The organism is Pseudomonas sp. LARHCG127 (genome assembly GCF_052871455.1).
This window is the reverse complement of record NZ_JBIXJT010000011.1, coordinates 100,183-121,989: the sequence shown is the minus strand read 5'-3', so window position 1 is coordinate 121,989 and position 21,807 is coordinate 100,183. Positions and strand designations below refer to the sequence as shown.

The following is a 21,807-nucleotide window of genomic DNA, read 5'->3' as shown; positions in this document are numbered from 1 at the left end:
ATTGCAAACTGAGACGAGCATTGCGTAGCACATCGGACTATTATCAGTGCGAAGGGGCCACAGAAATCTGCCGCTCGCACCACCCTGAGGGGGCACCACGATGAAAGAGAAAATCCAGAACTGGCTTCACGACTTGGGTGTCGCGCTTGGCCTGATCGAGCCGCCGATGCAACCGGTACCGATCCGCACCGATGACGAGCAACGCCGCCGCCAGCCGCGCCGCCGTTAAACCCACCAGGAATTTGCAGAGATCGCAGTTCCGGACCATCTCGATCGAGATGGCCCGGAACTGCGATCTTTTTATTGGCGAAGACAAACCCCTGTGGCGAGGGGATTTATCCCCGCTCGACTGCGCAGCAGTCGCAAACAGGTCATGAGTATCTTCTGAAGGATAGGAAACGCTTAAACTGGACTGCTTCGCAGCCCAGCGGGGATAAATCCCCTCGCCACAAATGTGTTCGGCTTGATTCAGTGGTCGATCAAACCGCCTTGGCCACCACGTTCGACCTGGGCGACAGCAAGCTCACCAGCACGAAACTCACCAGCGCCACGCTCAGGCTGTAGTAGATCGGCGTGTTCGCATCCAGGCCATCCTTGAACATGAAGAACAGCGCGGTCAAGAAGCCCAGCGACATGCTGGTGATCGCGCCAGCGGTGGTGGCGCGTTTCCAGTAGATGGCGCCGATCAGCGGAATCAGCATGCCGCCCACCAACAGGTTGTAGGCCAGGGTGAGGGCGCTGATGACGTCGCTGACCACCAGGGCGATCACCAGGACCACCGCCCCCATCAGCAGGGTGGCGATGCGGTTTTCGTGGACGTCGCCGCTGCCACTCTCACGGCCATGACGCAGGCGGGGCAGCAGATCCTGGACCACCGTGGTGGACGCGGCGAGCAGGCCCGCCGCGGCGGTGGACATCAAGGCCGCCAGGGCCGCGGCGATCACCAATCCACGAATGCCATTGGGCAGGCTGGTCTGCACCACGCTGGCGAAGGCGTTGTTGACGTTTTCCAGATCCGGCAGCAATACCTTTGCCGCCATGCCGATCAACGCCCCAGCCAGGCCGTACAGCACGCAGTACAGGCCGGCGGCGGTGCCGGCCACTTTGGCCACGCCTTCGCTGCGGGCGGTGAACACCCGCTGCCAGATGTCCTGGCCGATGAAGATGCCGAAAAAGTAGATCAGGAAGTAGGTGAGGATGGTGTCCCAGCCAATCGCGGTGAAATCGAAGTAGCTGGCCGGCAAGGCCGCCACCATCGCGTCCCAGCCGCCGGCATCGCCGATGGACATTGGCATCAGCAGGAACACCAGGCCAATGGTCATGATCAGGAATTGCACGATATCCGTGAGGGTCAGCGACCACATGCCGCCAATGGTGGAATACAGCACCACCACACCACCGCCTACGAGGATCGACATCCAGAACGGCAGGCCGAACAGCACCTGCATCACGGTGCCGATGGCGATGGTCGAGGTGGCGCCGATCATCAGCGCATACACCAGCATGATCAGCGCACTGGCCTGGCGCGCGGCCGGGTTGTAGCGGCGTTCCAGCACTTGGGTCACGGTGTAGATCTTCAGTTTGAGCAACGGCTTGGCCAGGAACAGGCTCAGGCCGACGATGCCCAGGCCGATGGCGCCGCACAGCCAGAATCCGGAAATGCCATGGACGTAGCCCAGGCGCACGGTGCCGATGGTCGATGCGCCGCCCAGCACGGTGGCGGCCATGGTGCCCAAGTAGAAGCCTGGACCGAGGTTGCGCCCGGCGACCAGGTAGTCGTCACGGGTCTTGGCGCGGCGCATGCCATACCAGCCGAGGGCGATCATGCCGGCGGCGTAGATGAGAACGACGATTAAATCCAAAGCCATGATGGCGTGTCTCCGATTGTCTTTTTTATGTACGGGACGAAGTGCTGCTGTCCCTGGCGAACGAGCTTTTGTGGCGAGGGAGCTTGCTCCCGCTCGACTGCGCAGCAGTCGCCGCTTTTCAAGTCGGAAAATCTGGGGGTCGCTGCGCAACCCAGCGGGAGCAAGCTCCCTCGCCACGGGAATTGGTCAGTCAGGCGGTCTGCCGCAGTTCTGACGGGGGGAGCGGATCAGTGCTCCGCGGATCCTGCGGCCCATACACCGCCGCCGGCTCTGGAAACAGCCCCAACAACGCCAGGTACACCACCGAGGCCAGGCCCAGGGTCACCGGCAGGCTGATGTCGATCCCGCCGGCCAGTTCCCCCAGCGGCCCGACGAACTGCCCCGGCAGGTTGACGAAGCACAACCCCACCAGCGCGCTGGGGATCCACGCCCCCAGGCCGCGCCAGTTCCAGCCGTGGCTGAACCAGTAGCGCCCGCCGGTTTCGCCGCGGGTGAAGACTTGCAGATCGTCCGGGCAATAGAAGCTGCGGCGCACCAGCAGGCCGATGATCATGATCACCATCCACGGCGTGGTGCAGGTGATGATTAGCACCGCGAAGGTCGACACGCTCTGCACCAGATTCGCCGCGAAGCGCCCGATGAAGATGAAGGCAATCGACAGCACGCCGATCAGCAGCGTCGCCTTGACCCGCGACAGCAGCCGTGGAAACACACTGGACATGTCCAGCCCGGTGCCATACAGCGACGTGGTGCCGGTGGACATGCCGCCGATCACCGCGATCAGGCACACCGGCAGGAAGAACCACCCCGGCGACACCGCCAGCAGCCCGCCCACGTAGTTGTTGGCCGCGATGTAGTCCGGCGCCTTGATCGCCACGATGGTGGCGGTGGCGAGGCCGAACAGGAACGGGATCAAGGTCGCCAGTTGCGCCGCGATCACTGCCAGCATGATGCGGCGCTTGGGCGTGTTGCGCGGGATATAGCGCGACCAGTCACCGAGGAACGCACCGAAGGAAATCGGGTTGCTCATGGCCACCAGCGCCGCGCCGATGAAGGCGGCGTAGAAGCCCGGCTGGCCAAGGCTGACCGTGCCGGCGAACTGGCTGTCAAAGGTCGGTGCGAAGGCGAAAATGCCCAGCAGGAACAGCAGGCTGGCGGCCCACACGGCGATGCGGTTGACCCACAGCATGAAGCGGAAGCCGTAGATGCACACGGTCAACACCAGCAGGGCGAACAGGCCGTACGCCAGGCCCAGGCTCAAGTCGGTTTCCGGCACGCCGATCAGCCGCTTGGCGCCGCCGATCAATGCATCGCCCGAACTCCACACCGACAGTGAGAAAAACGCGATGGCGGTCAGCAACGAGAGGAACGAGCCGACGATTCGCCCGTGCACGCCGAAGTGCGCACCGGATGACACCGCGTTGTTGGTGCCGTTGAGCGGACCGAACAGGCCCATCGGCGCGAGAATGATCGAACCCACCAACACGCCCAGCACAATCGCCCAGACCCCGGCCTGGAACGACAGGCCGAACAGCACCGGAAAACTGCCGAGCACGGCGGTGGCAAAGGTATTGGCGCCGCCGAAGATCAGGCGAAACAGGTCGCCCGGGCCGGCGGTGCGTTCGTGGTCCGGGATCTGTTCGACCCCGTTGGTTTCAATCTGCGTAAGGCTTTTATCGTTATTGTTATTCATGATCTGCTCCGATCATCGAGGCGCATTCATCGGTTGTGAATGTCGCCTGTGGCTAAGGGGGTGGCAGCCCTTCCGGCATTGCGGACAAATGTTCATGACAGGCCAGCCATAGGCCTTGTTGTTCTTGGCGAAACACAATGGTTTCGCGCTCCTGGCTAATGTGAAGCTCCCCTTGCATGCGCAGCTCGGTGGCCACGTCATGGATGAAAATCGCCACGTCCCCTTGCAGGCTGACGAAGGCGTTGCTCGAGGTGCAGCTCAGCACCTCGAAGCCATCCTCGGACCGCCAGCGATCCCACAACGCCTGGTAGGCATCGCGTGACAGCAGGGGCTGTTCGAGGGTGTGGAACACGAAGCTCGCATCGGTGCTGAACGCACTGAAATAAGCCTCGCGATCGTTGCGGGCGAAGGCCGACACCAGCTCGGCGGCGGTCTTGAGAACCTGGTCTCGATGGTTCATGGCGGCGCCTCAGCGATGAACCACGCCAGGCAGTACGCAGAGCATCTCGTACAGCAGGTTGGCGCCCAGCAGCGAGGTGTTGCCGGTGGTGTCGTACGGCGGCGAGACTTCTACCAGATCGCAACCGACCAGGTCGAGGCCCTGGCAGCCACGGATGATTTCGATCGCCTGGATGGTGGTCAGGCCACCGATTTCCGGGGTGCCGGTGCCGGGCGCCCAGGCCGGGTCGATGCCGTCGATGTCGAAGCTCAGGTACACCGGGCCGCCGCCGACTTTTTCACGCACTTCGGCCATCAACGGCGCCAGGGATTTGTGCCAGCACTCTTCGGCCTGGACCACGCGAAAGCCCTGGTGGCGGCTCCAGTTGAAATCATCGGCCGTGTAGCCCTGGGCCCGCAGGCCGATCTGCACCACGCGGTCGCAATCGAGCAGGCCTTCTTCCACGGCGCGGCGGAAGGTGGTGCCGTGGGCGATTTTCTCGCCGAACATGTGGTCGTTCACATCGGCATGGGCGTCGATGTGCACCAGGCCGACCTTGCCGTGTTTCTTGTGGATGGCTCGCAGTATCGGCAGGGTGATGGTGTGGTCGCCGCCCAGGGTCAGGGGGATGACGTTGTGTTCGAGGATCTTGTGGTACGACTCTTCGATGATCCGCACCGCGTCCAGCAGGTTGAAGGTGTTGATCGCCACGTCACCGATGTCCGCCACTGACAGCGAGTCGAACGGTGCGGCGCCGGTGGCCATGTTGTAGGGGCGGATCATCACGGATTCGGCGCGAATCTCCCGCGGCCCGAAACGGGTGCCGGCGCGCAGGGAGGTGCCGATGTCCAGCGGCACGCCGACGAAAGCAGCGTCCAGGCCGGCAGCGGTGGGAAGGTGGGGGAGTCGCATCATGGTGGCGATGCCGCCGAAGCGCGGCATTTCGTTGCCGCCCAGTGGTTGGTGAAGAATCTTGTCCACGGGTAGGGCCTCATCGTTGTTTTATTTATCAGGGGCCGATTCTGCGAAAAGTGTTTGCCGTGAAGAATCCCTGGCGGCAAATACTTAGTTCAGATTTTTCTAAACTAATGGCGGGTGGGGCGATAGACTCCGCAGCAGCGCAATCCTGGGGCAGACGATTACCCCGGTGGCGAGGGAGCTTGCTCCCGCTGGGCTGCGAAGCAGCCCCAAAACCATTCCCCTCGGTGTATCAGGTACATCGCGTGGGTAGGTTTACGACTGCTTCGCAGCCGAGCGGGAGCAAGCTCCCTCGCCACAAAAGCGCGACAAGTACTGTCTATGTGTGATCCGGAGACACCCCCATGGCCAATGCTCTACCCGACCTGAAACTGCTGCGCATTTTCGTCAGCGTGGTCCGGCACCAGGGGTTCGCCAATGCCCAGCACGAGCTCAACCTCTCCACCTCGGCCATCAGCACTTATATGAGCCAACTGGAATCGGCCCTGGGCCTGGTGCTCTGTCATCGCGGCCGGGGCGGGTTCAGCCTGACCAGCAAGGGCGAGTTGTTCCATCAGGAAACCCTGCGCCTGCTGGGCGAGCTCGAAGGCTTCGAACAGTACGCCGCCGCGCTCAAGGGGGAACTGCGCGGCACGCTGAACCTGGGGGTGATCGACTCGACAGTGAGCGACACGGCCTTGCCGTTCGCCGAAGCCATCGGTGCCTACAGCCAGGAGCATCCGGCGGTGCATTTGCACCTGTCGGTCCTCAGCCCTTACGAGCTGCAACTCGGTGTGCAGGACAACCGCCTGGACCTGGCCATCGGTGCGTTTTCCACGCGCATGAGCGGGTTGGTCTACATGCCGTTGTACCGCGAGCAGCACTGGTTGTATTGCAGCAATCGCCACCCGCTGTTCAACGAGCGGCGCATCCCCGAACAGGTCATCACCCAGCAGCGCATGGTCGGGCGCGGCTACTGGAGCCAGGCCGAGCTGGCTCGCCATGGCTTCAAGCACAGTGCGGCGACGGTCGAGAGCATGGAAGCGCAGTTGATCCTGGTGTTGTCCGGTGCCTACGTCGGTTATTTGCCTGAGCACTATGCCCAGGCTTGGGTCGACAAGGGCGACTTGCGCGTGCTGTTGCCGGCGACCTTCGGTTACCAGGCGCCGTTTTCGATGATCGTGCGCCGTGGCCGCAGCCGCGAGCCGCTGATCCAGACCTTCCGTGATTTGCTCAAAGCTCAACTGAACCAGGCCTGATCATGTCCAGAATCCAATGCCCGCGCTGCCAACGACCGCAAAGCCATTGCCTGTGCCCGTTGATCCCCAACCTCGACAGCCGCACCCGGGTCTTGCTGTTGCAGCATCCCAGCGAAGTGAACCACGCCTTGAACACTGCCCGCTTGGCGGCGTTGGGGCTTAATAACGCTGAACTGATCGTGGGCGAGGTGTTCGAGGATTTGCCCAGGTTGCTCAATCAACCGGGTTATCAGGCGCGGTTGTTGTTTCCGGCTGACGATGCACAGCCGCTGCAAGCCTATGCGCCCTCCGATGAGCCGTTGCTACTGGTCGTGCCCGACGGCACTTGGCGCAAGGCGCGCAAGCTGCTGCACCTCAACCCGCTGTTGGCGGCGCTGCCGAGGGTGACATTGGCCGAGGGCGGGGTGTCTCGTTATCGTTTGCGCAAGGCACCGGGGCCGGGGGCGTTGTCGACGGTGGAGGCGATTGTCCAGGCGTTGCAAGTGCTTGAGGCGCCGGTGAGCTTCGAGCCGTTGCTGCGGCCGTTCGAGGCGTTGATCGAGGGTCAGATTGCGGCGATGGGGGAGGAGACGTTTCGGCGTAATCATGCTGAGAAATAAGTCGTGACTGTGCTGGCCTCATCGCGAGCAGGCTCGCTCCCACAGTTGATCTCCAGTGCATGCAAAATCTGCTAACACCACAGAACCAATGTGGGAGCGAGCCTGCTCGCGATAGCGGTAGAGCAATCAAAGAAAGTCTCAGCTCAAGGCCTATCGCTCACGCATCGCCTCGGTCCGCGCCTTCAAGACCGGCTTGAGCAAGTAATCCAGGACACTTTTCTCCCCAGTGATGATGTCCACCGTCGCCACCATCCCCGGAATGATCAGTAACGGCTTGGCATCGCCGCCCAAGTGGTTTTTATCGGTCCGCACCTGGATCAAATAGAAGCTGTTGCCCTTGTCGTCGGTGATGGTGTCGGCACCGATCAGTTCGAGCTTGGCGCTGAGCCCGCCATAGATCGTGTAGTCGTAGGCGCTGAACTTGACCATGGCTTTCTGGCCTGGGTGCAGGAACGCCACGTCCTGGGGGCGGACCTTGGCTTCGATCAGCAAGTTGTCTTCCAGGGGCACGATTTCCACCATGTCGTTGCCCGGCTGCACCACGCCGCCGATGGTATTGACCTTCAATTGCTTGATCACCCCATGCACCGGCGAGACCACGGTGGTGCGGGTCACGCGGTCGTCGATGGCGATGCTTGAGGCGGTGATCTTCGACAGTTCGGTACGTTTCTCGTTGAGGTCCTTGGCCGCCTCGGAACGGAAAGTCTGTTCCGATTCGTCGATCTTGCTCTTGATCTCATTGATCGCCGATTCGGCCCGGGGAATGGCCAGGGTGGTGGCGTTGAGCGAGCCGCGGATTTCCACCGCGCTGCGCTTGAGTCGCAGGATCTCCACCGGCGATACCGCCCCGGTGCGCACCAGCGGCGCGGACATATTCATTTCTTCTTGCAGCAAGGCCAGGGCGGAGCTGAACTGGCCTTGCTTGGAACGAAACTCCGCCAGTTCCTGGGTCTTCTGCCGCAGCTGTTCGGTCAGGGTCCGTTGTTCGCTGGCCAAGCGTCGCTGGCGTTGTTCATACAGCGAGCGTTCGTCCTCGGCCACTTGCGGGGCCTTGGCGGTGACCTCTGCCGAGAGCGCGAAGGGCCGCCCTTCAGCTTCGGCCGACAGGCGCTCGACCTGAGCCGTCAGGGCATAGCGATCAGCCTCGCTCTCGCCCTTGTTCGACAGGAACCGCGTATCGTCGAGGCGCAGCAGGGTGTCGCCCTTGTTCACCATCTGGCCTTCGCGCACGAAAATCTCGGTGACGATGCCGCCCTCCAGGTTCTGGATCACCTGGATCTTGCTCGACGGAATCGCCTTGCCTTCGCCGGTGGTGACTTCCTGCAAGACCGCAAACTTCGCCCAGACCAACCCGGTGACGATCAACCCGGCGGCCAGCCACACGGTGACCCGTGAGCGACGGGGCGAATCCTGCAGCGTGGCGCCGGCGGTTTCCGGCATGAACTCGCTTTCGGCGCTTTTGCTGAAACTGCCGAAGTAGCTTCGGGCGGCTGAATCCGGTGTTTGAGCGGACATGGGGCGGTACCCGTTGGTTAAGTGAAAAGAGCTGGGTGCTGCTTTTTGTGGCGAGGGAGCTTGCTCCCGCTCGGCGGCGAAGCCGTCGTAAAACCTGCCGGCGCGGTCCGCCTGACACAACCGGGTGAATCGCCTTGGGGCTGCTTCGCAGCCCAGCGGGAGCAAGCTCCCTCGCCACAGTGGTTGTGTTGGCAGCTATACCGCCGCGGAGCCCACCCGTCCCTTGCGCAGCGCATCGATCACCGCGTCCTTCGGCCCGTCCGCCACGATCCGGCCGTTATCCAGCACCACCAAGCGGTCCACCAGGCTCAGCATCGAGGTACGGTGGGTGACCAGCAGCACGGTCTTGCCTTGTACGTGGGTGTGAAGCTTCTGCCGCAAGACGTCTTCGCTGCTGTTGTCCATGGCGCTGGTGGGTTCGTCCAGCAGCAGGATCGGCGGGTCGAGCAACAAAGCCCGGGCCAGCAGCACAGCCTGGCGCTGGCCGCCGGACAGCAGTTGTCCGCGCTCGCCCACCGGGCGGTCGAAACCTTGGGGATGCTGGCGCGCCAGTTCGGTGACACCGGTCAGTTCCGCCACTTCCAGCATGCGCGCGTCGCTGACGTAGCGCGCGCCGAGGGTAAGGTTGTCCCGCAGGCTGCCGGCCAGCAGCGGCAGGTCATGGGCGACGTAGCCGATCTGTTGGCGCAGGTCGGCGACGTCCAGTTGCCGCAAGTCCAGGCCGTCGAGCAGCAACTGGCCTTCCTCCGGTGCATAGAAACCCATCACCAGGCGCGCCAGGGTGCTCTTGCCTGAGCCACTGCGGCCGATGATCCCGACCCGTTCGCCGGGCTTGAGGCTGAAACTGATATTGGCCAGTGCCGGGGCGCTCTGGCCGTTGTAGTGGAACGTCACACCGCTGACGTCCAGCGCGCCCTGCAATTGGGTGCGCTCAAGAGGCCGCTGCTTGGCGTCACGCTCCTGGGGCAAGGCCATCAGGGCATCGGTGCTGCGCATGGTGAGCTGGGCTTGCTGGTAGCGGGTGATCAACCCGGCGATCTGCCCGAGCGGGGCCAGTACGCGGCTGCCGAGCATGTAGGTCGCCACCAGCGCGCCGACGCTGAGATTGCCGGCAATGATGCTGTAGACCCCGGCGACGATGGTCGCCATGCCCGCCAGTTGTTGCAGGAACAAGGTGCCGTTGGTCGCCAGTGCCGAGAGGTTGCGCGCATGGCTGTCCAGGCGGGTGAGGGCGCCGTGGGTGCTTTCCCATTGGTGCTGGCGCTCGCTTTCGGCGCTGCAAGCCTTGAGGGTTTCCAGGCCGCCGAGGGTTTCGATCAGCAGGGCCTGGCGCTGGGCGCCGAGGGCCAGGCTTTTTTGCACGGTGTCGCGCAGGCGTGCCTGGATGATCATGGCGAAGACAATGGTGATCGGAAATGCGATCACGGGAATCACCACCAGCCAGCCGCCCAGCAGGCCGATCACCACCAGCATCAGCAGGGCGAACGGCAGGTCGATCAGGCTGGTGAGCGTCACCGCCGTGAGGAATTCCCGCAGGCCCTGGAAGTCGTGGATGCTCTGGGCGAAGCCGCCGATGGTCACCGGTTTGGCCTTCATCGCCATGCCAGTGATGCGTTCGAACAGGGTCGCGGAGAGAATCACGTCGGTTTTCTTGCCGGCGGTGTCCAGCAGATGGGCGCGCACCACCCGCAGCACCAGTTCGAAACCGGTGCCGATCAGCAGCCCCACGGCCAGCACCCATAAGGTCGACGTGGCCTGGTTCGGCACCACGCGGTCGTAGGTCTGCATCACGAACAGCGGCACCATGAGGCCCAGCAGGTTGATCAGGAAACTCGCCAGGATCGCGTCGCTGTACAGCCAGCGCGACAGTTTCAGGGTGTCGCGAAACCACGCCTCGACCCGCGGCACCAGCGGGGCGCGCAAGTCTTCGAGTTCATGGCGCGGCCGGGCGAATAGCGCCTGGCCGCTGTAATCGGTGGTCAGTTCCTCGCGGCTGACCCATTGTTCACCGCCATCGGCTTCGCTGGGGAGGATCAGCGCCTTGCCATCCTCGCCCCAGCGCCGCAATACGGCGCAGCGGCCCCCCGCCAGGATCAGCATCACCGGCAGGTTCAGGGCTGAGATGTCCGCCAGCTCACGACGCAACAGTCGCGCCTGCAAGCCCGCCCGGGCCGCTGCGCGGGGCAGCAGGTCCAGGCTCAAGCGTTGGTGCGCCATAGGAAGCCCGGCGCTGAGGCTGGCGCGACTGGCCGTCGCGCCATGGAGTTTGCAGAGGATCAACAGGCCGTCCAGCAAGGGATCATCGAAGTTCAGGCGCGGATCGGCGCCGGGGGTTGCGGGTTCCATGCTGGTCACATTGATCGCTCCCACTGGATTACTTCAGTTCCGGCAACCGTGCCTGGTTCTTGACTTCGGTCTGCGCGACCGCATCGGCCGGCAGCACGATCCGTTGTTTTTGCAACAACAGGCCCATGTTCGCCAGCACCCGGTACATCGAGTATTCCTCGGTGTAGCGCACTTCGGTGTAGCGACGGTTGGCGTTGTACAACTCGTTTTCGCTGTCGAGCAGGTCGAGCAGGGTGCGCTGGCCGAGGCCGAACTGATCCTGGTAGGCGGCGCGCACACGGGCGGTGGTGTCGGCGTATTCGCGGGCGGTCGGGGTCTGCTTGCGGGCGTTGAGCATGGCGTTCCAGGCCAGGCGCGTGTCTTCGTTGAGCTGGCGCAGGGCGTTGTTGCGGATGTCCATGGCCTGGTTGATCTGGTGGGCGTTGGACGCCAGCCGCGCCTTGTCGCTGCCGCCGCGGAACAGGTTGTAGTTCATCACCACGCCCAGCCGCCAGTTGTTGTCGTGGCCTTCTTCGCCACCGATGTTGTTGTTGGCGCCCACTGCCGCCTCGGCGTCAAAGCGCGGATAGAACGGCGACTTTGCCACTTCATATTGGCTTTCGGCTGACTGGATGTCGGCCTGGGCCGATTTCAGGTACGGGTTGTTATCCACCATGCTTTGCTGGGCTTCGCGCAGGTCGGCGGGAAGCTCGCCTTTGGTCGAGGGCGGTGCTTCCAGTTCATCGGGCATGCGCCCGACCACGCTGTAGAAGTTCGCCTCGGCGTCAGCCAGGTCGACCTGGGCGGTGTCGAAGTTGTTTTCCGCCAGGGCTCGACGGGCGTTGGACTGGTCGGAGTCGGCCGTACTGCCCACCCCTCGCTCGGTGCGCAGGCCGATCTGGTCGTTGACCCGCAGGTGCGCCTGCAGGTTGTTCTTGGCCAAGGTCACCAGTTCGCGACGCTTGAGCACTTCCAGGTAGACCTCGATGGTGCGCAGTGCCAGATCCTGGGCGGTGCCCTGGGCGTAATAGGCCCGGGAATTGACCACGCCCTGGGTGCGCTGCACTTCATTGGCGGTGTTGAACCCGTCGAAGATCATCTGCCGCAGGCGCAGTTCCGATTGGGTGTAGGTCAGGATATTGGTGTGGTGGTTGCCCTGCGCCCGGGTGTTGGTGTTGTCGCTGTAGCCACGGCCATAACCGGCATTGAGATCCACCGACGGGAAAAAGCCCCCCCGGGCGACTTTGACGTCTTCATTGGCCGACAGGCGGCTGTCCACCCGTTGTGCCAATTCCGGGTGAGTCGCGATGGTGCTCTGGATCGCTTCGGTCAAGGACATGGCCTGCGCCTGAGAAGAGCAGGCCATGGCCAGCAAAACCGCGCTGCAGAGGGGGGGTAGAACGCGCATGGGGTGCATCTCCTGAGGTCTGTAGTGCTTCGTTGTCGCCAATTTATTGACGTATTTAAGATCAAAACCGTTTCAACCTTGTAACAACACAGCTAAGAACATCCTGCGCAAAACCTAAGAAGAATTTCTCATAACTCTTATTCCGAAAAAAACTTATGTGCTTGTAAAAAACCGGCACATTGTTCAAAGCGAAAGCCTTTGAATCTGCGGGTTCTGACGGATTTTAGGCGTCAATAAAGTTCCATTCAGATTTTTAAGCGATGTGAAGAAGTGCCGAAAGGGCGATGGATGAGGCGGTTACAGGTGACGGTTTTTTGTCGTTTAGGCGAATTGCCAGCACGTTCTGCCTTCAGGAAAGCTGGCAGATTTTCCAGCTTTGCAGATCGCCAATCTGAGGACGGATTCTTCACCCAAACAGGTGCCGATTGCGGTCGGCAACGGAGGAAATGCACATGGCAGCGCTCATCGGTATCGTCAGCAAAGTGGTCGGGCAAGTTTTCGCGGAAACGGCTGGTGGCCTGCGGCGGCCGCTGGTCGAAGGCGATCGCCTTTATGCCGGCGAACACTTGGTCACCGGTGCCGAAGGGGCCGTGGCTGTCCAATTGCAAAACGGCCAGGCGTTGACCCTGGGCCGCGAAAGCAACCTGACCCTGACCCCGCAGCTGCTCGCCAACCCTGCGCCTCATGTCGACACGCCCGACACGGTGGCACCGAGTGACGCGCAACTGACCGATGTGCAAAAGCTGCAGCAAGCCATCGCCGCCGGTGCCGACCCGACGCAGACCGGTGAAGCCACGGCTGCCGGACCCGAAGGGGGCAACCCGGGTGGCGTAGGGGGCGGGCACAGTTTTGTGTTGCTGGAAGAGGTGGGCGGGGAGGTCGATCCGTTGATTGGTTTCCCGACGGCCGGGTTCAACGGGATTCCTGAGTTTCCAGACCTGCGCCTGGCCGGTGACCCGGATAACACGGGCGACGATGCGACCGTGCCACCGGTCGTGCCTGAGACCCCGGACAACCCCGTGACCCTCGACGGTGTGACTGTCGAGGGCGGCGAACTGACCACCAACGAGGCCAATCTGGCCGATGGTTCGGCCAGCAATCCGGGGGCGCTGGTGCAAAATGGCACGTTCACGGTGTCCGCGCCTGACGGGCTGAACAGCCTGAACATCGGCGGCATCAACGTGATCAGCGGCGGTGTGCCCGCAGGCTTCCCCCAAACCATCACGTCGGCGCTGGGCAACACGTTGACCATCACCGGTTATAACCCGGCTACGGGAGTGGTCAGCTACACCTACACACTGACGGACAATGAAACCCATCCTGCCGGCGGCGGTGCCAACAACATTACCGAGCAGTTCCCAGTGGTGGCGGTCGACACCGACGGCGACACGGCCACTGGCACCCTGGACGTCAACATCACCGATGACGTGCCCCAGGCGATCGACGACAGCCACGCTAACACGGCGTCGGAAACCCTGGTCAGCCTCACCGGCAACGTATTACCCAACGACCTTCAGGGTGCCGACCGGATCCCCACTGGCCCCGACAGCGGACCGATCATTGGCGGGACGTTCACCGGCACCTACGGCACCCTGGTGCTCAACCCCAACGGCACGTACACCTACACCCTGAACACCAGCGACCCGCAGTTCGTCGCGTTGCAGGGCGGGGGCAGCGGCACCGAGACATTCACCTACACCCTGACCGACGCCGACGGCGACACCAGTACCGCGAACCTGGTACTGCAAGTGCACAACAACGACGACCCGGTGACCATCACCGGCCTCGACACCGAAGGCGGCGAGCTGTCGTTGCAGGAGAAAAATCTCAGCGACGGCAGCAGCCCGGATGCATCGGCCCTGACCCAAAGCGGCACGTTCACCGTGACGGCGTTGGACGGTGTGCAGACCCTGAGCGTGGGCGGGATCAATGTGGTGACGGGCGGCGTAGCGGCCGGTTTCCCACAGTCGATCACGACTGCGCTGGGCAACACCCTGACCATCACCGGCTTCAACGCGGCTACCGGTGTAGTGAGTTACAGCTACACGCTTCTGGACAATGAAGCCCATCCAAATGCCAACGGCGGCAACAGCGTTAGCGAGCAATTCGCGGTTGTGGCCACCGATGACAACGGCACCACCGCCAACGGCAACCTCGATGTAAACATCGTCGATGACCTGCCCAAAGCCGTGGACGACAGCAACGGTACCGCCTCGGAAACCAACCTGACCCTGACCGGCAGCGTGCTGACCAACGACACCCAGGGCGCGGACCCTGTGGCGTCCGGCCCAATCACCCCCGGCACGTTCACCGGTACCTACGGCACCCTGGTGCTCAACGCCGACGGTTCCTACACCTACACCCTCAATACCGCCGACGCCGATTTCAAAGGCTTGCACGGCGGCGGCAATGGCAGCGAAACCTTCACCTACACCCTGACCGACGCCGACGGCGACACCAGCACCGCGAACCTGGTGCTGCAAGTCCACAACAACGACGACCCGGTGATCATCATCGGCCTCGACACCGAAGGCGGCGAGCTGTCATTGCAGGAGAAAAACCTCAGCGACGGCAGCAGCCCGGATGCATCGGCCCTGACCCAAAGCGGCACGTTCACCGTGACGGCGTTGGACGGTGTGCAGACACTGAGCGTGGGCGGGATCAACGTCGTCACCAACGGTGTAGCGGCTGGTTTCCCACAGTCGATTACCACCGCGCTGGGCAACACCCTGACCATCACCGGTTTCAACGCGGCTACCGGTGTAGTGAGTTACAGCTACACCCTTCTGGACAATGAAGCCCATCCAAACGCCAACGGTGCCAACAACGTTAGCGAGCAGTTCGCGGTTGTGGCCACCGATGACAACGGCACCACCGCCAACGGCAACCTCGATGTGAACATCGTCGATGACGTGCCCAAAGCCGTGGATGACAGCAACGGTACCGCCTCGGAAACCAACCTGACCCTGACCGGCAGCGTGCTGACCAACGACACCCAGGGCGCGGACCCTGTGGCGTCCGCTCCAATCACCCCCGGCACGTTCACCGGCACCTACGGCACCCTGGTGCTCAACGCCGACGGTTCCTACACCTACACCCTCAACACCGCCGACGCCGACTTCAAGGGGTTGCACGGCGGCGGCAATGGCAGCGAAACCTTCACCTACACCCTGACCGACGCCGACGGCGACACCAGTACCGCGAACCTGGTCTTGCAAGTGCACAACAACGACGACCCGGTGACCATCACCGGCCTCGACACCGAAGGCGGCGAGCTGTCGTTGCAGGAGAAAAACCTCAGCGATGGCAGCAGCCCGGATGCATCGGCCCTGACCCAAAGCGGCACCTTCACCGTGACGGCGTTGGACGGTGTGCAGACCCTGAGCGTGGGCGGGATCAATGTGGTGACGGGCGGCGTAGCGGCCGGTTTCCCACAGTCGATCACGACTGCGCTGGGCAATACCCTGACCATCACCGGTTTCAACGCGGCTACCGGTGTAGTGAGTTACAGCTACACGCTTCTGGACAATGAAGCCCATCCAAACGCCAACGGTGCCAACAGCGTTAGCGAGCAATTCGCGGTCGTCGTCACCGATGACAACGGCACCACGGCCAACGGCAACCTGGACGTAAACATCGTTGACGACCTGCCGACCGCTCATGCTGATTCCGCCTCGGTGGATGAGGGCGGGACGGTCAGTGGCAATGTCCTGAATAATGACGAAGGTGGTGCCGACGGGCCGGCTGCCAGTGGTGCCGTGATCGGCGTGCGCGCCGGCAACGATACCTCGACCCCGGCCATCGGCGGCTTGAACACCCAGATCAACGGCAGCTACGGCTACCTGACCCTGGACGCCAACGGTAACGCCGTCTACCACAGCAATCCGAACACCGTCAGCGCCCCGGGCGCGACCGATGTCTTCACCTACACCGTGCGCGACGCCGATGGCGATGAAAGCACCACCACCATCACCATCGATGTCCACGAAAGCTGCCTCGTCGCCATACCGGATCAAGAAATCAGCGTCTACGAAAAAGCCCTCGACCTGAACCAGGACGGCCAAGACCTGGCCCCCGGCACCGTCACCGGCAGCGCTCCGAGCGCCACCAGCGAGACCGCTAGCGGCAGCCTTGTCGGTTCGGTCAGCGGCGCCGTGGGTGCAGTGACCTTCGCCCTGGTGGGCAACGCCACCGGTGCCTACGGTCAATTGTCGCTACAGCCCGACGGCTCCTACACCTACACCCTGACGGCGCCGGCCACGACCACGCCCCACGCCAACGATGGCCCGAACGTATTGAGCGAAAGCTTCACCTATCAGGCCACGGACTCGTTGGGCAACACGGTCACCAGCACCATCGTCATCGACATTGTCGACGATGTGCCCAAGGCTCATGCCGATGTTGCCTCGGTGCTGGAGGGCGGCACGGTCAACGGCAATGTGCTGGACAACGACGTGCTAGGCGCGGACGGTGGCGTGGTGGTCGGTGTGCGCGCCGGCAACGACACCTCGAACCCGGCCGTCGGCGGCCTCAACACCCAAATCAACGGCACCTACGGCTACCTGACCCTGGACGCCAACGGCAACGCTGTCTACCACAGCAATCCGAACACCGTCAGCGCCCCGGGCGCGACCGATGTCTTCACCTACACCGTGCGCGACGCCGATGGCGATGAAAGCACCACCACCATCACCATCGATGTCCACGAAAGCTGCCTCGTCGCCATACCGGATCAAGAAATCAGCGTCTACGAAAAAGCCCTCGACCTGAACCAGGACGGCCAAGACCTGGCCCCCGGCACCGTCACCGGCAGCGCTCCGAGCGCCACCAGCGAGACCGCTAGCGGCAGCCTTGTCGGTTCGGTCAGCGGCGCCGTGGGTGCAGTGACCTTCGCCCTGGTGGGCAACGCCACCGGTGCCTACGGTCAATTGTCGCTACAGCCCGACGGCTCCTACACCTACACCCTGACGGCGCCGGCCACGACCACGCCCCACGCCAACGATGGCCCGAACGTATTGAGCGAAAGCTTCACCTATCAGGCCACGGACTCGTTGGGCAACACGGTCACCAGCACCATCGTCATCGACATTGTCGACGACGTACCCAAGGCTCACTGCGACGCTGCCTCGGTGGTGGAGGGCGGGACGGTCAATGGCAACGTGCTGGACAACGACGTACTCGGTGCCGACGGCGGCGCAGTCATCGGCGTGCGCGCTGGCAACGACACCTCGAACCCTGCCATCGGCGGCCTCAACACCCAGATCAACGGCACCTATGGCTACCTGACCCTGGACGCCAATGGCAACGCGGTCTACCACAGCAACCCTGGCTCTGTCGGTGCACCCGGCGCGACCGATGTTTTCACCTACACCGTGCGCGACGCCGATGGCGATGAAAGCACCACGACCGTCACCATTGATGTACACAACAGCTGCCTCGTCGCGGAAACCAACCATGACGTCACCGTCTATGAACAAGCCCTCGACCTGAACCAGGACGGTCAGGACCTGGCCCCCGGCACCGTCACCGGCAGCGAGCCGAGTGCCATCGGTGAAACCGCCAGCGGCAGCTTGGTCGGTTCGATCAGCGGAGCCACCGGCGCCGTCACCTTCACCCTGGTGGGCAACGCCACCGGTGCCTACGGTCAACTGTCGCTTCAGCCGGACGGTTCCTACACCTACACCCTGACGGCGCCAGCCACGACCACGCCCCACGCCAACGATGGTCCGAATGCCCTGAGTGAAAGCTTCACCTACCAGGCCACGGACTCCCTGGGCAACAGCACCACCGGCAGCCTGGTGGTCAGCATTGTCGATGACGTGCCCAAGGCTGTCGCGTCCGAGCGTTCGGTCACGGCGACCGAGATCGATTCCAACCTGCTGATCGTGCTCGACGTCTCCGGCAGCATGAAAGACCCCTCCGGCGTGTCGGGGCTCTCGCGGATGGACCTGGCCAAGCAGGCGGTCAGCGCCTTGCTCGACAAATACGACGACATGGGCGATGTAAAAGTCCAGCTCGTGACCTTCAGCGGCAGCGCTACCGACCAGAGCGCCGTGTGGGTAGACGTGGCAACGGCCAAGACGCTGATCGCCGCGCTGACGGCGCACGGTGACACCAATTACGATGCGGCCGTGGCGATGGCCCAGACGGCGTTCGCAACTTCCGGCCAACTGACCGGCGCACAGAACGTTGGCTATTTCTTCTCCGACGGCAAGCCGACCTTGGGCGAAATCGGCTCGGCGGATGAAGCCGCGTGGAAAGCCTTCCTCGACGCCAACGGCATCAAGAACTACGCCATTGGCCTGGGCAGCGGCGTCAGCAATGCCCACCTCGACCCGCTGGCCTACGACGGCAGCACCCACACCAACACCAACGCGGTGGTGGTCACTGACCTGAACCAGCTCAACTCGGTGCTCGCCGACACCGTGCAAGGCGCGCCGGTCACCGGCAACCTGCTGGGCGAAGGGGGTTCGTTCGGTGCCGATGGCGGGTTTGTCAAAAGCCTGGTGGTCGATGGCACCACGTACAGCTACGACCCGGCGGCCAACGGTGGTCACGGTGCATTGACCGCTAGCGGCGGGCTCAACCACGGCTCCTTCAATACCGCCACCAACACACTGAGCATCGCCACCGACCACGACGGCACTCTGGTGGTCAACCTGGATACCGGTGCGTTCAGCTATACCTCCCAGACCGTCACCCATACCTTGATCACCGAGAATATCGGCTACACCGTCAGCGATAACGACGGTGACCTGGCAAGCTCCAACCTAGTGATCAAAGTCGTTCCGAACAGCCCGCCGATCGCTGTCGATGACAACGTCATCACCAACGTGCTGTCGGGCAACATCGTGATCCCGGGTGAATTGCTGCTGGGTAACGACAGCGACGCCAACGGCGATCCGCTCACGGCTTCGCCCACCAGTTTCAATACCGGTTGGCTCGCCAAGGGCGCGGACTTTACCGGCAGCATCGGCACGGCGAGCTTTACCGGCAACAACGTGCAGTCGATCAACCTCAACCGCAGTGCTTTCGTTGCCAATACCGCGAGCATGACGGCGATGCTGGTGGTCAGCGGTGCCCTGGGAATGGTCTCCAACAACAACGCCAACGACGAAGACCGGCTCAACATCAGCCTCAAGCAGGGCGAAACCCTCACCCTGGACCACAACCTGTCGGCCGGTCGCATTGCGATGGAGTATTCGCTCAACGGCGGACCGTTCATCGCAATCAACGACGGCGCATCTTTCACCGCGGCAGCGGATGGCAACTATCAGATCCACGTCACCAACATCGCCAATCCCGGCGGCGGCAACGCCAACGCTGCGGAAAACTACCAACTGACTCTGACTGTCGATTATGCCGGGGCGCAGGACAAGACCGCGGATTTCCACGGCAGCTACACCGCCAGCGACAACCACGGCGGCAGTGACAGCGCCTCGGTCGGCATCAGCTATCAGGCGGGCCACACCCTGACGGGCACCAGTGGCGACGATGTGCTGTTGGCCGGCAATGGCGACGATGTCCTCAATGCGGGGGGCGGCAATGACACCCTCAGTGCCGGTTCGGGCAACAACACCTTGCAGGGTGGGGCGGGCGATGACGTGCTTTACAGTGGCGCGGGCAATGACCTGCTCGATGGCGGCAGCGGTCATGACACCGCCAGCTACGCCCACGCCACCTCGGCGGTCACGGTGAACCTGGGCCTGCTCGCGGCACAGAACACCTTGGGCGCCGGCACCGATACGTTGGCAGGCATCGAAAACCTGGTGGGCTCGAACTTCAACGACACCCTCACCGGCGACGGTGCCAGCAATCGCATCGACGGCGGGTTGGGCCATGACGTGCTCAATGGCGCGGGCGGCGATGACCTGCTGATCGGCGGCCAGGGGAACAATACCCTGACCGGCGGCAGTGGCGCCGATACCTTCCAATGGCAGGCGGGCAACAGCGGCCACGACGTGATCACCGACTTCGCGCCCGGCGTCGACAAGCTCGACCTGTCCCAACTGCTGCAAGGGGAGAACGGCAGCGCGGCGTCACTGGATGACTACCTGCATTTCTCCGTCAGCGGCAGCGGTGCATCAGTCACCACTAGCATCGACATCAGCGCCCTTGCCGGCGCCACGCCGAACCAGACCATCGACCTGGCCGGCGTCAACCTGGCCAGTCACTACGGCGTCACGCCGGGCGCGGGGGGAATCATCGGCGGTGCGGACACGGCGACCATCATCAATGGGATGTTGAATGATCACTCGTTGAAGGTGGATACGGTGTGAGGTGAGCTGAGCTGAAATGACAAAACCCGCCATGTCCGGTTTGGATGTGGCGGGTTTTGTTTATTTCAGTGAAGACAAATGGGGGACCCACAGCTACCTGAAGACACACAGGCCCCTGTGGCGAGGGAGCTTGCTCCCGCTCGGCTGCGCAGCAGTCGCAAAAGGCCTGGCGCGCAATGCCTGGGAGATTGAATAATCCTGAGAGGGGCGGCTTCGCCACCCAGCGGGAGCAAGCTCCCTCGCCACGTTAGATATTCAGGGCTTGCGCAGCGTTTTTTGCCTGAGAATATAAACCGTCACCAGCACCGCACTGGTGAGCATGAACCCCCGCGCCCATGGCAATGGCACCAGGTAGCAGGACAACAGGATGCTGGCCCACATCAGCCCGATGGCATAGACCTTGCCCTTGAGCGGGATGCCGTTGCCGCTGAGGTAGTCGCGGATCCACGGGCCCAGGTGGGGATGCCCTACCAGCCATTGGTAGAAGCGCGGTGAACTGCGAGCGAAGCAGGCCGCGGCCAGCAGCAGGAAGGGAGTAGTGGGCAGGACGGGAATAAAGATGCCGATGACCCCCAGCACCACGCTCAACCAGCCGATGGCCAGTAGAGCGTAACGCAGGATCAGCGGGCGGTTGCCGACGGGCGAGGGCACCCGGTCACTCAGTGGTGGCGAGGCTTGAGGATCGCCGGTTTCTCGTCCGGGGCGTTGCACAGCAGGTACAAGGCGGTGAGGGCTTCGGGGATCTGGACGATCATGTCGTCCATCAGGTTCGCGTCGGCGGCGATGTCGGAAAACTCCGGTTGCTCGTCGAACAGGCCGGAACCGACCATGATCGGCAACAGCATTTCGCTGACTTCCTCTTCGGCGGTTTCGAACCAGGCGGCTTCGCGCAGGAACACGCCTTCCATGAAGCCGATGCACCAGCCGCGCAGCTCCGAATCGTCCGGGTCATCGCCCAGGTCCAGCTCGCACGGCAGCTCGAATTCTTCATCGGAAGCCAGTTGGCGGGCGATGTGGGCCTTGAGGCCAATCAGCGTGGCTTCGATTTCGGCGCGCTGGGCTTCGTCGCTGTAGTGCGGCTCTTCGGCGAACAAGGCGTCGATCCACTCACGCTCCGGCACTGTTTCTGCGCAGATGGACAGGGCGGTCAAGTAGCCATGAGCGGCCACGTAGTCCAGCGCTTCGTCGTGCAGCTCATCGGCGTCGAGGAAGACTTGCAGGCGGGTCAGTTGCTCAGCGAAGGACATTACGGGCTACCTTGGGGAATAAACAATGCGGGAATTCTAGGCCTTCTTGAGCGCCCAGGCCAGCCGCGTGGTGGATTTGCCTTCTCATTGGGGGCTGGGTTGCCCCAATGTCCAGGCGCATACCCCCTGTGGGGGGGGGGGGGGGGGGGGGGGGGGGGGGGGGGGGGGGGGCCGCCACACACCGCCGCCGAGGCCGCCCCCCCGCCCCCCGCCGCCCC

Annotated in this window: 13 protein-coding genes; 4 read left to right on the top strand and 9 right to left on the bottom strand. The window is 63.1% G+C overall.

The annotated features are described in order from the left end of the window. The first annotated feature begins 100 nt into the window (after window positions 1–100). Window positions 101–229, top strand: a complete 129-nt coding sequence (locus ACIPQ1_RS19405) for a PA1414 family protein (RefSeq protein WP_003198971.1) — start codon at window positions 101–103, stop codon at window positions 227–229. A gap of 250 nt (window positions 230–479) precedes the next feature. Here the strand turns inward: ACIPQ1_RS19405 and ACIPQ1_RS19400 are convergent, their stop codons facing one another. The 4 genes from ACIPQ1_RS19400 to speB form a co-directional block, all read right to left on the bottom strand. After that, window positions 480–1,868, bottom strand: a complete 1,389-nt coding sequence (locus ACIPQ1_RS19400; RefSeq protein WP_411386786.1) for a sodium:solute symporter — start codon at window positions 1,866–1,868, stop codon at window positions 480–482. Between the two features lie 190 nt (window positions 1,869–2,058). Further along, complete coding sequence (locus ACIPQ1_RS19395; protein ID WP_446534670.1) at window positions 2,059–3,564, bottom strand: purine-cytosine permease family protein; 1,506 nt, start codon at window positions 3,562–3,564, stop codon at window positions 2,059–2,061. A gap of 49 nt (window positions 3,565–3,613) precedes the next feature. Further along, on the bottom strand, window positions 3,614–4,021 hold the full coding sequence (locus ACIPQ1_RS19390; RefSeq protein ID WP_250961990.1) for a YybH family protein: 408 nt from the start codon (window positions 4,019–4,021) through the stop codon (window positions 3,614–3,616). A 9-nt stretch (window positions 4,022–4,030) separates the two neighbouring features. Further along, window positions 4,031–4,981, bottom strand: a complete 951-nt coding sequence (gene speB / locus ACIPQ1_RS19385; RefSeq protein ID WP_411386788.1) for an agmatinase — start codon at window positions 4,979–4,981, stop codon at window positions 4,031–4,033. A gap of 341 nt (window positions 4,982–5,322) precedes the next feature. Here speB and ACIPQ1_RS19380 point away from each other — a divergent pair, with 341 nt between their 5' ends. Next, window positions 5,323–6,216 (top strand): LysR family transcriptional regulator, encoded by an 894-nt coding sequence (locus ACIPQ1_RS19380; protein ID WP_186704621.1) that lies wholly within the window; start codon window positions 5,323–5,325, stop codon window positions 6,214–6,216. A gap of 2 nt (window positions 6,217–6,218) precedes the next feature. Next, window positions 6,219–6,815 (top strand): tRNA-uridine aminocarboxypropyltransferase, encoded by a 597-nt coding sequence (locus ACIPQ1_RS19375; protein WP_446534629.1) that lies wholly within the window; start codon window positions 6,219–6,221, stop codon window positions 6,813–6,815. A gap of 150 nt (window positions 6,816–6,965) precedes the next feature. Here the strand turns inward: ACIPQ1_RS19375 and ACIPQ1_RS19370 are convergent, their stop codons facing one another. The 3 genes from ACIPQ1_RS19370 to ACIPQ1_RS19360 form a co-directional block, all read right to left on the bottom strand. Further along, the gene (locus tag ACIPQ1_RS19370; protein ID WP_186704623.1) at window positions 6,966–8,330 is read right to left on the bottom strand and encodes an HlyD family type I secretion periplasmic adaptor subunit; all 1,365 of its coding nucleotides are present in this window, start codon (window positions 8,328–8,330) and stop codon (window positions 6,966–6,968) included. Between the two features lie 195 nt (window positions 8,331–8,525). Next, window positions 8,526–10,685: a type I secretion system permease/ATPase gene (locus tag ACIPQ1_RS19365; protein ID WP_446534628.1), complete on the bottom strand. Its 2,160-nt coding sequence runs from the start codon at window positions 10,683–10,685 to the stop codon at window positions 8,526–8,528. Between the two features lie 19 nt (window positions 10,686–10,704). Continuing rightward, complete coding sequence (locus ACIPQ1_RS19360; RefSeq protein ID WP_446534627.1) at window positions 10,705–12,063, bottom strand: TolC family outer membrane protein; 1,359 nt, start codon at window positions 12,061–12,063, stop codon at window positions 10,705–10,707. 452 nt (window positions 12,064–12,515) lie between these two features. Between ACIPQ1_RS19360 and ACIPQ1_RS19355 the strand changes: the two genes are divergently transcribed. Next, the gene (locus tag ACIPQ1_RS19355; RefSeq protein WP_446534626.1) at window positions 12,516–20,342 is read left to right on the top strand and encodes a retention module-containing protein; all 7,827 of its coding nucleotides are present in this window, start codon (window positions 12,516–12,518) and stop codon (window positions 20,340–20,342) included. 255 nt (window positions 20,343–20,597) lie between these two features. Here ACIPQ1_RS19355 and ACIPQ1_RS19350 read toward each other — a convergent pair whose 3' ends face one another. Together ACIPQ1_RS19350 and ACIPQ1_RS19345 are read right to left on the bottom strand one after the other, a co-directional pair. After that, the gene (locus ACIPQ1_RS19350; RefSeq protein WP_446534625.1) at window positions 20,598–20,993 is read right to left on the bottom strand and encodes a YbaN family protein; all 396 of its coding nucleotides are present in this window, start codon (window positions 20,991–20,993) and stop codon (window positions 20,598–20,600) included. Between the two features lie 8 nt (window positions 20,994–21,001). After that, window positions 21,002–21,589 carry a UPF0149 family protein gene (locus ACIPQ1_RS19345; RefSeq protein ID WP_186704628.1) on the bottom strand — a complete coding sequence of 196 codons (588 nt, stop codon included), beginning with the start codon at window positions 21,587–21,589 and terminating at the stop codon, window positions 21,002–21,004. Window positions 21,590–21,807 lie beyond the last annotated feature (218 nt).

What these genes read in the sequence shown, in the direction of transcription:
- ACIPQ1_RS19405 (WP_003198971.1), top strand. Translation starts at nt 101, where the DNA reads ATGAAAGAGAAAATCCAGAACTGGCTTCACGACTTGGGTGTCGCGCTT.
- ACIPQ1_RS19400 (WP_411386786.1), bottom strand. Translation starts at nt 1,868, where the DNA reads ATGGCTTTGGATTTAATCGTCGTTCTCATCTACGCCGCCGGCATGATC.
- ACIPQ1_RS19390 (WP_250961990.1), bottom strand. Translation starts at nt 4,021, where the DNA reads ATGAACCATCGAGACCAGGTTCTCAAGACCGCCGCCGAGCTGGTGTCG.
- ACIPQ1_RS19380 (WP_186704621.1), top strand. Translation starts at nt 5,323, where the DNA reads ATGGCCAATGCTCTACCCGACCTGAAACTGCTGCGCATTTTCGTCAGC.
- ACIPQ1_RS19375 (WP_446534629.1), top strand. Translation starts at nt 6,219, where the DNA reads ATGTCCAGAATCCAATGCCCGCGCTGCCAACGACCGCAAAGCCATTGC.
- ACIPQ1_RS19370 (WP_186704623.1), bottom strand. Translation starts at nt 8,330, where the DNA reads ATGTCCGCTCAAACACCGGATTCAGCCGCCCGAAGCTACTTCGGCAGT.
- ACIPQ1_RS19360 (WP_446534627.1), bottom strand. Translation starts at nt 12,063, where the DNA reads ATGCGCGTTCTACCCCCCCTCTGCAGCGCGGTTTTGCTGGCCATGGCC.
- ACIPQ1_RS19355 (WP_446534626.1), top strand. Translation starts at nt 12,516, where the DNA reads ATGGCAGCGCTCATCGGTATCGTCAGCAAAGTGGTCGGGCAAGTTTTC.
- ACIPQ1_RS19345 (WP_186704628.1), bottom strand. Translation starts at nt 21,589, where the DNA reads ATGTCCTTCGCTGAGCAACTGACCCGCCTGCAAGTCTTCCTCGACGCC.